The organism is Oceanibaculum sp. (assembly GCF_022449305.1).
In the GTDB taxonomy this organism is placed as follows: domain Bacteria; phylum Pseudomonadota; class Alphaproteobacteria; order Oceanibaculales; family Oceanibaculaceae; genus Oceanibaculum; species Oceanibaculum indicum.
Window position 1 is genome coordinate 79,207 of record NZ_JAKUSO010000003.1, and the last position, 14,206, is coordinate 93,412.

General features: G+C 66.6%; 13 protein-coding genes. 5 read left to right on the forward strand and 8 right to left on the reverse strand.

Translation table 11 applies throughout. The features are described from left to right. Positions 1-53: 53 nt before the first annotated feature. From gyrB to mutM, 8 genes are all read right to left on the reverse strand, one after another. Positions 54-2,504 (reverse strand): DNA topoisomerase (ATP-hydrolyzing) subunit B, encoded by a 2,451-nt coding sequence (gene gyrB / locus MK313_RS01885; protein WP_287779915.1) that lies wholly within the window; start codon positions 2,502-2,504, stop codon positions 54-56. 13 nt (positions 2,505-2,517) lie between these two features. Then, the gene (gene recF, locus MK313_RS01890; RefSeq protein ID WP_287779916.1) at positions 2,518-3,699 is read right to left on the reverse strand and encodes a DNA replication/repair protein RecF; all 1,182 of its coding nucleotides are present in this window, start codon (positions 3,697-3,699) and stop codon (positions 2,518-2,520) included. A gap of 11 nt (positions 3,700-3,710) precedes the next feature. Continuing rightward, positions 3,711-4,829, reverse strand: a complete 1,119-nt coding sequence (gene dnaN / locus MK313_RS01895; RefSeq protein ID WP_287779917.1) for a DNA polymerase III subunit beta — start codon at positions 4,827-4,829, stop codon at positions 3,711-3,713. A gap of 253 nt (positions 4,830-5,082) precedes the next feature. Further along, positions 5,083-6,522: a chromosomal replication initiator protein DnaA gene (gene dnaA / locus MK313_RS01900; RefSeq protein WP_008945564.1), complete on the reverse strand. Its 1,440-nt coding sequence runs from the start codon at positions 6,520-6,522 to the stop codon at positions 5,083-5,085. A gap of 640 nt (positions 6,523-7,162) precedes the next feature. Next, complete coding sequence (gene rpsT / locus MK313_RS01905; RefSeq protein WP_287779918.1) at positions 7,163-7,423, reverse strand: 30S ribosomal protein S20; 261 nt, start codon at positions 7,421-7,423, stop codon at positions 7,163-7,165. A 122-nt stretch (positions 7,424-7,545) separates the two neighbouring features. Then, positions 7,546-8,322 carry an enoyl-CoA hydratase gene (locus tag MK313_RS01910; protein WP_008945566.1) on the reverse strand — a complete coding sequence of 259 codons (777 nt, stop codon included), beginning with the start codon at positions 8,320-8,322 and terminating at the stop codon, positions 7,546-7,548. 62 nt (positions 8,323-8,384) lie between these two features. Continuing rightward, complete coding sequence (locus MK313_RS01915; protein ID WP_287779919.1) at positions 8,385-8,753, reverse strand: hypothetical protein; 369 nt, start codon at positions 8,751-8,753, stop codon at positions 8,385-8,387. Between the two features lie 17 nt (positions 8,754-8,770). Then, positions 8,771-9,601, reverse strand: coding sequence for a bifunctional DNA-formamidopyrimidine glycosylase/DNA-(apurinic or apyrimidinic site) lyase (gene mutM / locus MK313_RS01920; RefSeq protein WP_287779920.1), 831 nt, complete (start codon positions 9,599-9,601; stop codon positions 8,771-8,773). 74 nt (positions 9,602-9,675) lie between these two features. Here mutM and MK313_RS01925 point away from each other — a divergent pair, with 74 nt between their 5' ends. Genes MK313_RS01925 through MK313_RS01945 form a run of 5 tightly spaced genes read left to right on the forward strand, consistent with a single transcriptional unit; the run spans position 9,676 to position 14,203 of the window. Continuing rightward, on the forward strand, positions 9,676-10,476 hold the full coding sequence (locus MK313_RS01925) for a class I SAM-dependent methyltransferase (RefSeq protein WP_008945569.1): 801 nt from the start codon (positions 9,676-9,678) through the stop codon (positions 10,474-10,476). Between the two features lie 5 nt (positions 10,477-10,481). Next, positions 10,482-12,032: a 2-polyprenylphenol 6-hydroxylase gene (gene ubiB / locus MK313_RS01930; RefSeq protein WP_287779921.1), complete on the forward strand. Its 1,551-nt coding sequence runs from the start codon at positions 10,482-10,484 to the stop codon at positions 12,030-12,032. A gap of 31 nt (positions 12,033-12,063) precedes the next feature. After that, the gene (coaBC, locus tag MK313_RS01935) at positions 12,064-13,278 is read left to right on the forward strand and encodes a bifunctional phosphopantothenoylcysteine decarboxylase/phosphopantothenate--cysteine ligase CoaBC (protein WP_287779922.1); all 1,215 of its coding nucleotides are present in this window, start codon (positions 12,064-12,066) and stop codon (positions 13,276-13,278) included. Then, a complete protein-coding gene (gene dut, locus MK313_RS01940; protein WP_008945572.1) occupies positions 13,275-13,742 on the forward strand; it encodes a dUTP diphosphatase in 468 nt (155 codons plus the stop codon). The genes coaBC and dut overlap by 4 nt, the downstream gene beginning before the upstream one ends. A 5-nt stretch (positions 13,743-13,747) precedes the next feature. After that, complete coding sequence (locus MK313_RS01945; RefSeq protein ID WP_287779923.1) at positions 13,748-14,203, forward strand: RrF2 family transcriptional regulator; 456 nt, start codon at positions 13,748-13,750, stop codon at positions 14,201-14,203. Positions 14,204-14,206 lie beyond the last annotated feature (3 nt).

Below are 14,206 nucleotides of genomic sequence, written 5' to 3' on the forward strand. Positions count from 1 at the left end.
TGTAATGCCGGTATACGCCGCTATGGCGACGGCGTACAGCCAGTACATCAGGACTAAACGTCCAGGTTGGCGACCTTCAGCGCGTTGGTCTGGATGAAATCGCGGCGGGGTTCCACAACATCGCCCATCAGGGTGGAGAAGATTTCCGCCGCCTCGTCGGCGTGGCTGACCTTCACCTGCAGCAGGGAGCGGACATTCGGGTCCAGCGTGGTCTCCCACAGCTGGTCGGGGTTCATCTCACCCAGACCCTTATAGCGCTGGATGGCGATGCCCTTGCGTCCGGCATCGAGGATCTTCTCGACCAGCTCGACCGGCCCGTAGATGCGGCTGCTGCCTTCCTTGGTCGTTAGGTCGGCAACCGTCTCGTAGCCCTGTGCCAGTGTCTCGGCCATCTGGTCGAGGCGCCGCGCCTCGCCGCTCGTCAGCGCGGCATGGTCGATGCGGAAGCTTTCGCGCACGCCGCGCAGCGTGCGCTCGAACACCAGCGCCTGGCCCGCGTCCACCTGGCCCTGCCAGCCGCGTTCGGTCTGCTTTTCCAGCGTGTCGAGGCGGCGCGCCACCTCGTTGGCCATTTCCTGGCCACGCGCCTCGTCGAGCAGCAGTTCCGGCTTCAGCGCGCCGGCAATCGCCGCCTGTTCGACGACGCCGAGGCTGCCGATCCGGCGGGTCAGCGGCTCGATCAGCCCCTTCATGCGGCGCGCCGTGTCCACGACATCGCGCAGATCCTGGCCGACACGGACGCTGTTGTCGCTCATCGTCAGGCTGGCATTTTCCAGCCCTTCGCTGACCAGGTAATCCTCAAGTTGCCGGTCATCCTTCAGATAGACGCCGGAATTGCCGCGCTTGGCCCGATACAGCGGCGGCTGGGCGATATAGAGATAGCCCTGCTCGATCAGCTGCGGCATCTGCCGGTAGAAGAAGGTCAGCAACAGGGTGCGGATGTGGCTGCCGTCCACGTCCGCGTCGGTCATGATGATGATCTTGTGGTAGCGCGTCTTCTCGACGTTGAAATCGTCGGCGCCGATGCCGGTGCCCAGTGCGGCGATGATGGTGCCGATTTCCGCCGAGCTCAGCATCTTGTCGAAACGCGCGCGCTCCACATTCAGGATCTTGCCGCGCAGTGGCAGGATCGCCTGGAACTTGCGGTCGCGCGCCTGCTTGGCGCTGCCGCCTGCCGAATCGCCCTCGACCAGGAACAGCTCGCTCTGTGCCGGGTCGCGCTCCTGGCAGTCGGCCAGCTTGCCGGGCAGGCTGGCGATGTCGAGCGCGCCCTTGCGCCGGGTCAGGTCGCGTGCCTTGCGTGCCGCCTCGCGGGCGATGGCCGCTTCCACCACCTTGCCGATGATGCGCTTGGCCTCGTTCGGGTTCTCCTCGAACCATTGCTGCAGCCGCTCGCCGACCACATTCTCGACCGCCGGCCGGACTTCGGAAGAGACCAGCTTGTCCTTGGTCTGGCTGGAGAATTTCGGGTCCGGCACCTTCACCGACAGCACGCAGGTCAGGCCCTCGCGCGCATCCTCGCCGCTCAGCGTCACCTTCTCCTTCTTGGCGATGCCGCTTTCCACGGCATAGCTGTTGATGGTGCGGGTCAGCGCGGCGCGCAGGCCTGCCAGATGGGTGCCGCCGTCGCGCTGAGGGATGTTGTTGGTGAAGCACAGCATGGTCTCGTGATAGGAGTCGGTCCACTCCATCGACATTTCGACCGTGATGCCGTCGCGCTCGCCGATCACATGGATCGGCCCCTCATGCAGCGCGCCCTTGGAGCGGTCGAGATACTTCACCATCTCGCGCAGACCGCCCTCGTAATGCAGATCCACCGTGGCCTGCCCCTCGACCGAGCGGGCATCGACGATCTGCAAGCGCACGCCGGAATTCAGGAAGGCCAGCTCGCGCAGCCGGTGTTCCAGCGTGGCGAAGTCGAACTCGCGGGTGCCGAAGGTATCCAGCGAGGGCAGGAAGGTGACCTGCGTGCCGCGCTTGCCCTCGGCCGGTCCAGTGACGGAAAGCGGCGCTTCCGGCTCGCCATGGCGGAAGCGCATGAAATGTTCCTTGCCGTCGCGCCAGACGGTCAGCTCCAGCTTCTCCGACAGCGCGTTCACGACCGAGACGCCCACGCCGTGCAGGCCGCCGGAAACCTTGTAGGAATTCTGGTCGAACTTACCGCCGGCATGCAGCTGGGTCATGATGACCTGGGCAGCGGAAACGCCTTCTTCCTTGTGGATTTCCACCGGGATGCCGCGGCCATTATCACGCACCGTGATCGAGCCATCCTCGTTCAGGATGACATTGATCATGTCGCAATAGCCGGCCAGCGATTCGTCGATGGCGTTATCCACCACCTCATAGACCATGTGGTGCAGGCCGGTGCCGTCCTCGGTGTCGCCGATATACATGCCCGGGCGCTTGCGCACCGCATCCAGGCCGCGCAGGACCTTGATCGAATCGGCGCCATAATCGGCGCCGTTATTCTCCGGCTGGCTGCCCAGGGCTGGCTCTGTGGTCATTTTCGGTTTCCCGTCAAACGGATGCTTCGGGTGTGATCGTGGCATCTGCCACGATGGCGTACTGCGCCCGCCCGGCGAACGGCTCGAACAGGGCCCGATCGGTCCCGGTCAGCCAGGCTTGCGAGCCCAGGGCGCAAATCTCGTCATACAGTGCGGCGCGGCGCGCCTCGTCCAGATGCGCCGCCACCTCGTCCAGCAGCAGGATCGGCGCGATGCCGGTCTCCGCCGTCTGAGCCCGCGCATGGGCCAGGGTGATGGCGATCAGCAGCGCCTTCTGCTCGCCGGTTGAACACAGGGCGGCGGGCATGTCCTTCTCGACATGGCGGGCCACGATGTCGCTGCGGTGCGGCCCTTCGGCGGCGCCGCCAGTCTCCGCGTCCAGTCGCCGGCTGTCGGCAAGGGCGGCGCGCAGCCGGTCTTCCGCGTCCAGCGCCGGCATCTCGGCCAGCCATTGATCGACCGCGCCCTCCAGCGCCAGCGCGGCGCGCGGGAACGGTCCCGTGCTCATCTCGCAGGCCTGGTTCAGCCGCGCCACCAGCGCCTGCCGGGCGGCGGCGATGGCGATACCGCCCGCCGCCATCTGTTCCTCCAGCGCCGTCAGCCAGCGGGCATCGGCCCGGCCCTGCTTCAGCAGCCGCGCGCGTTCGCGCAAGGCCTGCTCATAGGCCGACACGCGGCCGGCATGGGCCGGATCGGCGCCATAGGCCAGCCGGTCGAAGAACCGCCGGCGGCCCGAGGCGCCATCGAGGAACAGCCGGTCCATCTGCGGCGTCAGCCAGGCCATCGAGAGATGGTCGGCCAGCACGCTCTGGCTCTTCGCGGTCTCGCCGTCGATGCGCACGACCCGCCGCTCCACGCCGGTTGCCGCCGCCATGTCGCGGCCGGTGCCGATATCGAGCGGCCCCAGCGCCGTCTCCAGCCGGGCGGCGACCGCCCAGCCGCCGGCATCGCCGGAAAGCCGGTCAATCTCCGACAGTTTCGCGCGGCGCAGGCCACGGCCTGGCGCCAGGAAGGAAACCGCTTCCAGCAGGTTGGTCTTGCCCGCCCCATTGGCGCCGGTCAGCACGACCGGCCGGCCGTCGATCTCCAGCCGCGCCGAGGCGTAGCAGCGGAAATCGGTGACAATGAGCCTCTCCACCGCGAGCCGTGCGGAGGCACGGGCGGGCTGCTGCTGAAAGGCAAGGGCGGCGTTCACGCTGAGCCGGATCAGACGCGCATGGGCATCAGGACGTAGAGCGCGCTTTCGTCGGCCTGATCGCGCACGATGGTCGGCGAGGCGGCGTCCGCCAGGGAGAACTGTGCCTCGTCGCCTTCGATCTGCGTCGTGATGTCCAGCAGGTAACGGGAGTTGAAGCCGATCTCGATGGGGCCGGCGCCATAGGCGACCTCCAGCTCCTCGATGGCGGTGCCGTTTTCCGGGCTGGTGGCGGACAGCACCAGCATGCCGTCCTGCAGCGACAGCTTCACCGCGCGGCTCTTCTCCGTGGAGATGGTGGCAACCCGGTCCACCGCCTCGGCGAATTCCTTGCGGCCGACCTGCAGCGTCTTGTCATTGCCGGTCGGGATCACCCGCTCGTAATCTGGGAAGGTGCCGTCGATCAGCTTGGTGGTCAGCGTCACATCGCCGAACTGAAAGCGCAGCTTGGTCTCCGACAGGGCCACACGGATGTCGCCCTCGGAATCCTCCAGCAGCTTGCGCAGCTCGCCCACCGCCTTGCGGGGTACGATGACGCCCGGCATGCCGGCGGCGCCATCCGGCAGCGGCATTTCAACACGCGCCAGCCGGTGGCCGTCGGTGGCGACGGCCCGTAGCACCGGCACGCCATTGTTGCTGGCGGCGTGCAGATAGATGCCGTTCAGATAGTAGCGCGTCTCCTCGGTGGAGATGGCGAAGCGGGTGCGGTCGATCACCGCCTTCAGCTCGCCCGCCTGCAGCATGAAATTGTGCGGCAGGTCGCCGTCGCTCAGCGCCGGGAATTCCTCGGTCGGCAGCGTCGCCAGGCTGAAGGTGGAGCGGCCGGCGCGTACCGTCAGCCGGTTGCCGCCCTCATCCTCTGTCAGCTCGATCTGTGCGCCGTCCGGCAGCTTGCGGACGATGTCGTAGAGCGTGTGCGCGGCCACCGTCGTGGCACCGGGCTGGGACACCTCGGCGCCGACTTCCTCCACCACGTCAATGTCCATGTCGGTGGCGGTCAGCGCCAGCCGGTCCGAATCGGCGCGGAGCAGGACATTGCTGAGGATGGGGATGGTGTTGCGCTTTTCGACGACGCTCTGAACGTGGGCCAGGGGCTTCAGCAGCGCGGCCCGATCGATGATCAGCTTCATCCTGATAACTGCCTATCTGCGTGCGAATAGCGGTTGCGTAACGTACCTGTCGGCCCGCCCCGGACACCACGCCCGCAAGGTTGGAAGAACGGCCACGCCAAGGGGGCGGAGCAGCCTGCGGCGCGGGGCGCCGAACGGTCGCTGACTATAGCACAAATGGATGAAAGTCAGGGCAAATTTCACCCGGACGGACAAGAGATTTCGCGTGTCCAGGCGTCGCTGGCCACTAAGGATAGGGGATAGGCGCCTTAACTCAGCTTTCCAGCATCCGGCGCAGCAGCTCGACATCCTCGGCGAAGGACTGGTCGTTGCCGCGCAGCTCTTCGATCTTCTTCACCGCATGCATGACGGTGGTGTGATCACGTCCGCCGAACTTGCGGCCAATCTCCGGCAGCGACCGGGCGGTCAGCTGCTTGGCAAGATACATCGCCACCTGGCGGGGCCGGGCAACGGCGCGGCTGCGGCGGGCGGAATGCATGTCGGCGATGCGGATGTTGAAATGCTCGGCAACCCGCTTCTGGATTTCCTCGATGGTCACCCGGCGGTCATTGGCGCGCAGCAAATCATGCAGCAGTTCCTGCGCGCTCTCCAGCGAGATCGGCCGGCCGACCAGCGTGGCATGGGCCACGAGGCGGTTCAGCGCGCCTTCCAGCTCGCGGACGTTGGAGGTGATCTTGTGGGCGAGGAATTCCAGAACCTTGTAGGGGATCGGAATCTCGCACTTCTCGGCCTTGGCCTGCAGGATGCCCAGGCGCAGCTCATAGCTGGTCGGGTGGATGTCGGCGACCAGCCCCCAGCCGAGGCGGGAGCGTAACCGCTCCTCCATGCCTTCCAGGTCGTGCGGCGACTTGTCGGCGGAGATCACGATCTGCCGGTTGCGGTCCACCAGCGCGTTGAAGGTGTGGAAGAATTCCTCCTGCGTCGAATCCTTGCCGCTGATGAACTGCACATCGTCGATCATCAGCACATCGACCGAGCGGAACTGCTCCTTGAACGCCACCGTGTCCTTGAAGCGCAGCGCGCGGATGAACTGGTACATGAACTTTTCCGCCGACAGGTAGATGACGCGGCGGTTGGGGTCGCGCTTGCGGATGTGCCAGGCAATCGCATGCATCAGATGCGTCTTGCCGAGGCCTACCCCGCCATAGAGGAACAGCGGGTTGAAGGGCACGGTCGAGGATTCGGCGGCACGGCGCGCGGCGGCGAAGGCCAGTTCGTTGGGCTTGCCGACGACGAAATTCTCGAAGGTGAAGCGCGGATCGAGTCCGGCTTCCATCTCCAGCGGCTCCAGGCCGCCACCGTGCAGGGCGGGTGCGGCGAGATGGGCAAGAACAGGCCCCGGGACAGGGCTGGACCCCGCTTCCGACTGCGCGCTGCCATTTCCCGCTTCGGGTCTCGCTTCGGGGGTGATTTCCGGAACTGTGTCCGCCGCCTCGCTCCGGGCGCCATTTGCGGTTGCCTTGCCTGGGGCCGCCTTGCTCGGGGCTGCCACGCCGGTGACGATCTCGACATTGCGCAGCGCCGGGTCTTCGCTGGCCCACAGGGCGCGCAGCCGGTCGGCGTAATGGGTGTTCACCCAGTCCCGCATGAAGCGGGTCGGCACTGACAGGGTCACGCTCTGGCCATTGATGGCGATCAGCGTCAGCGGCTTCAGCCAGCTGCGGAAGGCAGAGTCGCCGACCTCGCTGCGCAAGCGTGCGCGAATCCGGGTCCATTGGGCGTCATGGGCGAACGTGCCGGTCTGGGATCCGGTGGACGTGCTATCAAGGTGAACCATTTCCGGCGCCTTTCCTTATTACTTATTGTTGCTGCGCGCGGGTGGCGTTCGGCAAGTCGGCGGCCATCACGGCAAAGCGCGGCGCATACAGGCGAGCGGGTACGGAAACGGTTCGCCGGAAGTCTGTTTTGGAATGCCGAGGCTGAGGGTTTGTCGCCGAATCACTTGCGGCGATGCCTGTATAAATCCCGTTTCTGTCAGGACGTGTTATGTAAAAGCGAAACACCGAAGCCCTCATTTTAAATAAAACTCTCTATCCCGATTGCCCTACCGGGTTTCAATTTTTAATCTAATACTCTGGACATTCAGATCGGTTTCAATTTTTAAGGCGCTGGCGTGAAATTTTGTTTCCTATTGCTTCCCGCCAACGCTTCTCAAATGTATCGGGCTAAAAATTGACTCGCAACAGGACGAATAGAGAACGGTGTATTTTTTGTCACCCGCCTGCAATGAAAATGACAAAAGCCCACTCATCGGGCCAGGAATGGACCGGGTGGGCTGTCGTCAGTGGATGCTGGTGGCGGTTCCCGAAGGGGCCGCCGGGTGGCGCGCCGGCTTACAGAGCCTTGATGCGCGCGGACAGGCGGGAGAGCTTGCGGGCGACCGTGTTCTGGTGCAGCACACCCTTGGTCACGCCGCGCTGCATTTCCGGCATGGCAGCCTTCAGCGCCTGGGCGGCAGCTTCCTTGTTGCCGCCGGCGATGGCGGTTTCCACCTGCTTCACGAAGGTGCGGATGCGGCTGACACGCGCACCGTTAACCGCCGTGCGGCGGATGGTCTGACGGATGCGCTTCTTTGCCGACGCTGTGTTGGCCATGATGTGCCCTTGCTCGCTAAATCACTGTCGCCTTATCGAAAGGAGCGCGGTTTATATACCCCGGCCCCCGGCGCGTCAAGGCCGCTGTGGGGGTATATCCACAGCCGGCCTGGCGCATTGCCTCATTCGTCGCGGAAGGCGGGTTTGCGCTTTTCGATGAAGGCGGCCATGCCCTCCTTCTGGTCCGCCGTGGCGAAGGTGGAATGGAACAGCCGGCGCTCGAACCGCACCCCTTCGGCCAGGGTAGTCTCATAGGCGCGGTTGACCGATTCCTTCGCCATCATCACGGCGGGCTTCGACATGCCGGCGATCCGCTCGGCGGTCTTCATCGCCTCGTCCATCAGCTCGGCCGCAGGGATGATGCGGCTGACGAGGCCGGCCCGCTCTGCCTCCTCGGCATCCATCATGCGCCCGGTCAGGCACATCTCCATCGCCTTCGACTTGCCGACGAAGCGGGTCAGGCGCTGCGTGCCGCCGGCCCCAGGAATGGTGCCGATGGTGATTTCCGGCTGGCCGAACTTGGCGGTGTCGGCGGCCAGGATGAAGTCGCACATCATGGCGATCTCGCAGCCGCCGCCCAGCGCGTAGCCGGCGACCGCCGCAATCACCGGCTTGCGGCACTGGGCGAGCCGTTCCCAGCCCCTGGTGATAAAGTCGGCCTTGTAGGCGTCCATGTAGGAGAAGCCGGCCATTTCCTTGATGTCGGCGCCGGCCGCGAAGGCCTTCTCGCTGCCGGTGACGAGGATGCAGCCGATCTCCGCATCGGACTCGAAATCGTCCAGCGCGGCGCCAAGGTCGGCGATCAGTCCGGCGGACAGTGCATTCAGCGCCTTCGGGCGGTTCAGCGTGATGACGCCGACGGCGCCCTTCTTCTCCGCGATGATGTTTTCGTAGGCCATGATAGTCCCCACTTCGAGATTGTTGACGGCGCTCTGCGGCGCCCGGTCAGCGTGGCGCCCGTTCAGCGTGGCGTGAGGGCGAAGCGGACGGTGAGCACGCCGCCCGACCGGGCGATCTCGATCACCAGCTCCTCGCCCTCGCGGCGATAGGTTCCCTCATCTGCCTGCTGCCAGCCCAGCTGCGGCAGGGTGCGGGCGTAGAAATCGGCAACCGATCCGGCATCGATGCGCCCGGTGGCCAGGGATTCGACGATACGTCCGCCCGCCGAATCGAAGCTCATGGCGGCATCCGGCACCGCCGTCAAGCCCGGTGCCAGCGGCAGATCCTCGAAGCCCGGCACGAATTCGTCCGCCGCGCGAGGGGCTGCCATCAGTGACGGAAAAGACAGCGCCGTCACCAGAAGCACTGCGAACTGTCGCCTGCTGATCATGGGCACCGTCTATACCATCAGCGCTGGCAGCGCGCACAATAGAAAGTGGACCGGCCGGACTGCACCAGCCGGAGCACGGGGCGGCCGCAGCCCGGATTGCCGCAGGCCTCGCCCCCGCGGCCATAGGCCTTGAAGGCGTGCTGGAAATAGCCCAGCTCGCCATCGGCCTGGCGGTAATCGCGCAGCGTCGAGCCACCGGCCTCGATGGCCTCGGCCAGCACCTGCTTCACCGCCGTCGCCAGCCGCTCGGCGCGCTCGCCCTTGACGGTGTAGGCCTGCCGGCGCGGCGACAGGCCCGCCCGGTACAGCGCCTCGCAGGCATAGATATTGCCGATGCCGGCGACGACATGCTGGTCCAGCAGCGCGGCCTTGATCGGCGTGCGCCGTCCCTTCAGGGCGAGCGCCAGCGCCGGCCCGTTGAAGGCGTTCGACAGCGGCTCCGGCCCCAGCCCGGCCAGCAGCTTGTGGGCGTCCAGCGCGTCCAGCGTGGTCAGGTCCATGGCGCCGAAGCGCCGCGCATCGTTGAAGCGCACCCAGATGTCGCGGTCGGTCGCCAGCACAATATGGTCGTGCTTTTCCAGCACCGGCGGCTTGCCTTCGGTGATCAGCATGCGGCCCGACATGCCGAGATGGGCGATCAGCACCGTGCCATCCTCCAGCTCGGCCAGCAGGTATTTAGCGCGGCGGCGCAGCGCCACCACCGTGCGGCCCTGCAGGCGCTGGGCGAAATCCACGGGCAGCGGCCAGCGCAGGTCGGGCCGGCGCGCCTCGACATGGACCAGGCGGCGTCCTTCCAGATGCGGGGCCAGGCCCCGGCATACGGTCTCGACCTCGGGCAATTCGGGCATGCGACATAAAACCTTAAGCGACAACCGGCGTTACCGTAGCGAAACCGCCGGGCAGAGGCTATCTTCCCCGAACCATGCAGACGGACAAGCAGGAAAAGCAGCCGACCATGCAGGCGCAGCACAGCGAAGAGACAGCCCCCTTCGGTTTTCGCGAGGTGAGGGCGGCGGAGAAGCACGGGCTGGTGCAGACGCTGTTCGGCGGCGTCGCGCAGAATTACGACCTGATGAACGATCTGATGAGCGGCGGCGTCCACAGGCTGTGGAAGTCGGCGATGATGGACTGGTTGGCGCCGCGTCCCGGCATGCGACTCATCGACGTGGCCGGCGGCACCGGCGATATCGCCTTCCGCTTCCAGGATCGCGGCGGCGGGCCGGTCATGGTCTGCGACCTGACGCCGGAAATGCTGGCGGTAGGGCGCGACCGCGCCATCGACAAGGGCCGGCTGACGCCCTACGCCGGGGGCGGCCTCGCCTGGGTTTCCGGCAATGCCGAGAGCCTGCCCGTCGCCGACCGCTCCTTCGACGCCTATACAATCGCCTTCGGGCTGCGCAACGTGACCCGCATCGACAAGGCGCTGGCCGAGGCGCACCGCGTGCTGAAGCCGGGCGGGCGCTTCCTGTGCCTGGAATTCAGCCATGTTGTGCTGCCGGTGCTGGACAGGCTCTATGACGCCTATTCCTTCAGCGTGCTGCCGGCGCTGGGCCAGTATGTGGCGAAGGACCGTGATGCCTATGTCTATCTGGCCGAGAGCATCCGCACCTTCCCGCCGCAGGAGGAGCTTGCGGCGCGCATCCGTGCCGTAGGGTTCGAGCGTGTGAGTTATCGCAACCTGTCGGGCGGCATCGCGGCGTTGCATTCCGGCTGGCGTATCTGACCCGCATGATCCGCGCCTTCCGCAATACCGGCCGGCTGATCGGCATCGTGCGCATCCTTGCCCGGCATGATGCGTTGTTTCCGCTGGAGGCCGTGCCCGGCCTGCCGGCGCTGCGCTGGTTTGGCCGGCTGCTGGGCAGGATCGGCCGCAAGCGCGGCCGGCAGCAGCGCCCCGGCCTGCGTCTGGCCGCCGCACTGCAGGAAATGGGGCCGAGCTTCATCAAGTTGGGGCAGACGCTGGCCACCCGGTCCGACCTGCTGGGCGAGGATATCGCCGCCGACCTTTCCACTCTGCAGGACCGGCTGCCGCCCTTCTCCAGCGCTCGGGCACGGGCCACCATCGAGGCGGAGCTGGAAAGGCCGCTGGCCGAGCTGTTCGCCAGCTTCGATGACCGGCCGGTCGCCGCCGCCTCGATCAGCCAGGTGCATTTCGCCGAAACGGCGGAAGGCGAAAAGGTCGCGGTGAAGGTGCTGCGCCCCGGTATCGAGGCTGCCTTTGCCCGCGATCTTGACCTGTTCGACTGGATCGCCGAGACGGTGGAACGGGTGCAGCCGCAGCTGCGCCGGCTGAAGCCGCGCGCGGTGGTCGCCACCTTTGCCGCCACGGTGCGCGCCGAGATGGATTTGCGGCTGGAAGCCGCCGCCGCTGCCGAGCTGTCGGACAATTTCGCCGATTATGACGGCTTCCGCGTGCCGCAGGTGGACTGGCAGCGCACCGCGCGCCGGGTGCTGACGCTGGAGCGGATCGATGGCATCCGCATCGACAATGTGGCGGCGCTGAAGGAGGCCGGACACGACACCGACCAGCTGCTGCGGCAGTCGGCGGAAGTGTTCTTCCTGCAGGTTTTCCGCGACGGCTTCTTCCATGCCGACATGCATCCCGGCAACATGTTCGTGGATGCGGAGAGCGTGCTGCGCCCGGTCGATTTCGGCATCATGGGCCGGCTTGACGTGAAGACCCGCTATTTCCTCGCCGACATGCTGCTGGGTTTCCTGAACGGCGATTACCGCCGCGTCGCCGAGGTGCATTTCCAGGCCGGCTATGTTCCCGCCGACCAGTCGATCGACGATTTCATGCAGGCCTGCCGCGCCATCGGCCAGCCGATCCTGGGCCGTCCCGTGCACGAGATTTCCGTCGCCCGGCTGCTGGCGCAGCTGTTCCAGGTGACCGAGACCTTCGCCATGGAGACCCAGCCGCAGCTGCTGCTGCTGCAGAAGACGATGCTGGTGGCCGAGGGGGTGGGGCGCACGCTGAACCCGACGCTGAACATGTGGGAGCTGGCGCGCCCGCTGATCGAAGACTGGATGCGTGCCCATCGAGGGCCGGAGGCACGCATCCGCCAGGCGGCGCTGGATATCGGCCAGGTGCTGGAGCGGCTGCCGGCGCTGCTGGGCCAGATCGAGCGCGCCGCTGACCGGCTGGCTGACCCGGTCGGCGTGAAGCTGCACCCTGACACGGCGGAGGCGCTGTTGCGCCGGCGCCGTAATGGTGCGGTGGCCCTCTGGCCGCTCTGGCTGGGATTGCTGCTTGTGTCGGTGGCAGCGGTATTGTACTAGGCGATACTGTGTTTTACCTGTTGGGGCTGACATGCTGGCCGGCAAGCGCATCCTGCTGATCGTCTCGGGCGGTATCGCCGCCTATAAGAGCCTGGAGCTGGTCCGCCGCCTGCGCGAGCGCGGCGCGGCCGTGCGCTGTGCGATGACCGCCTCGGCCGAACAGTTCGTCACGCCGCTCTCCCTGCAGGCGCTGACCGAGGACAAGGTCTATCGCGACCTGTTCTCGCTGACCGACGAATCCGAGATGGGTCACATCAACCTGTCGCGTCAGGCTGACCTCATCGTCGTGGCACCGGCGACCGCCAACATTCTCGCCAAGATGGCAGGCGGGCTTGCCGATGACCTTGCCACCACGCTGCTGCTGGCAACCGACAAGGAGGTGCTGGCCGCCCCCGCGATGAATGTCCGCATGTGGACCCATGCCGCGACCCAGGCCAATCTGGAGCTTCTGCGCCAGCGCGGCGTGCGCTTCGTCGGGCCGAACGAGGGTGATATGGCGTGCGGCGAATACGGGCCGGGCCGCATGGCGGAGCCGCTGGAGATTGTCGCTGCCATCGAGAGCTATTTCGGTAAGGGCGCCCCGTTGGCGGGGCTGCGCGCGCTGGTGACCAGCGGCCCGACCTATGAGGCCATCGATCCGGTGCGCTTTATCGGCAACCGCTCCTCCGGCAAGCAGGGGCATGCCATCGCCACGGCGCTGGCGCGCGCCGGCGCCGCTGTCACGCTGGTCTCCGGCCCGGTGGCATTGCCCGATCCGGCGGGGGTGAAGGTGGTGCGCATCGAATCGGCGCGCGAGATGCAGGCGGCCTGCGAATCCGCGCTGCCGGCCGATATCGCCGTGTTCGCCGCCGCTGTCGCCGACTGGCGCGTGGCGCAGGAAGCACCACAGAAGATCAAGAAGCCGGCGGAAGGCGGGGCCGCACCGACCCTCAGCTTCGCCGAGAATCCCGATATCCTGGCCAGCATCGCCGGCCTGAAACAGGGCCGGCCGGCCCTGGTCATAGGGTTCGCGGCGGAGACCGAGAAGGTGGCGGAGCATGCCGCTGCCAAGCGCGCCCGCAAGGGCTGCGACTGGATCCTGGCGAATGACGTCTCCGCCGGGACCGGCACCTTCGGCGGCGACGCCAACACCATCCATCTGGTGACGGAGAACGGCACCGAGGACTGGCCGCGCCTTACCAAGCAGCAGGTGGCGGAACGGCTCGCCGCCCGCATCGGCGATCATTTCGGAAAGAAAACGACATGAGCATTGCGCTTCCCGTCCGCATCCTGCCGCATGGCGAGGGGCTGGCCCTGCCGGCCTATCAGACGGCGGACAGCGCCGGCCTCGATCTGGTCGCGGCGGTGGAGGCGGAGATGGTGCTTCAACCGGGCGAACGCGCGCTGGTGCCGACCGGGCTCGCCATCGCCCTGCCATCCGGCTATGAGGCGCAGATCAGGCCACGCTCCGGCCTTGCCTTCAAGCACGGTCTCACGGTGCTGAATTCCCCGGGCACCGTCGATGCCGATTATCGCGGCGAGGTGAAGGTGCTGATGATCAATCTGGGGCAGGAGCCTTTCGCGGTGAAGCGCGGCGAGCGCATCGCCCAGATGGTGGTCGCCCCGGTGACGCAGATTGCGTGGCAGCCGGTTGCCGATCTGGACGAGACGGCGCGCGGCGCCGGAGGCTTCGGCTCGACCGGGACCGCGACCGGTACAGCCGGCACCTGACACCCATGCTGAAATCCTCGCGCAAGCTGCTGTTCGCCATCGAGGCGGTGCTGGATATCGCCTACAACGCGGCCGATACGCCGGTGCAGAGCCGGGAGATCACCGAACGCCAAGGCATCCCCCGGCGCTATCTGGAGCCGGTGCTGCAGCAGCTTGTCCGTGCCGACATATTGATCGGCGTGCGCGGCCCGCGCGGCGGCTACCGGCTGGGGCGGGAGCGGCGGCGCATCACGCTGGGCGAGATTTGCCGCACCGTCGATGGCGGGCTGGAGGCCGAGGAAGACCGGCAGGATACCGAAGGCTCCGAACTGGGGCGCGAGGTGCTGCGCCCGCTCTGGGCCGGCCTGCGCGACGAGTTGCTGGCCAGGCTGGATGCCGTCACCATCGAGGATCTGTGCGAGGAAGCCCGCGCCAAGGGCATCCGCAAGATCGGCAAGAGCGCCCTCGACTTCACGATCTGACGA

Coding starts and splice junctions, on each gene's coding strand:
- gyrB (WP_287779915.1), bottom strand. CDS start 2,504: ATGACCACAGAGCCAGCCCTGGGCAGCCAGCCGGAGAATAACGGCGCC.
- dnaN (WP_287779917.1), bottom strand. CDS start 4,829: ATGAAGCTGATCATCGATCGGGCCGCGCTGCTGAAGCCCCTGGCCCAC.
- rpsT (WP_287779918.1), bottom strand. CDS start 7,423: ATGGCCAACACAGCGTCGGCAAAGAAGCGCATCCGTCAGACCATCCGC.
- MK313_RS01910 (WP_008945566.1), bottom strand. CDS start 8,322: ATGGCCTACGAAAACATCATCGCGGAGAAGAAGGGCGCCGTCGGCGTC.
- MK313_RS01915 (WP_287779919.1), bottom strand. CDS start 8,753: ATGATCAGCAGGCGACAGTTCGCAGTGCTTCTGGTGACGGCGCTGTCT.
- mutM (WP_287779920.1), bottom strand. CDS start 9,601: ATGCCCGAATTGCCCGAGGTCGAGACCGTATGCCGGGGCCTGGCCCCG.
- MK313_RS01925 (WP_008945569.1), top strand. CDS start 9,676: ATGCAGACGGACAAGCAGGAAAAGCAGCCGACCATGCAGGCGCAGCAC.
- ubiB (WP_287779921.1), top strand. CDS start 10,482: ATGATCCGCGCCTTCCGCAATACCGGCCGGCTGATCGGCATCGTGCGC.
- coaBC (WP_287779922.1), top strand. CDS start 12,064: ATGCTGGCCGGCAAGCGCATCCTGCTGATCGTCTCGGGCGGTATCGCC.
- dut (WP_008945572.1), top strand. CDS start 13,275: ATGAGCATTGCGCTTCCCGTCCGCATCCTGCCGCATGGCGAGGGGCTG.
- MK313_RS01945 (WP_287779923.1), top strand. CDS start 13,748: ATGCTGAAATCCTCGCGCAAGCTGCTGTTCGCCATCGAGGCGGTGCTG.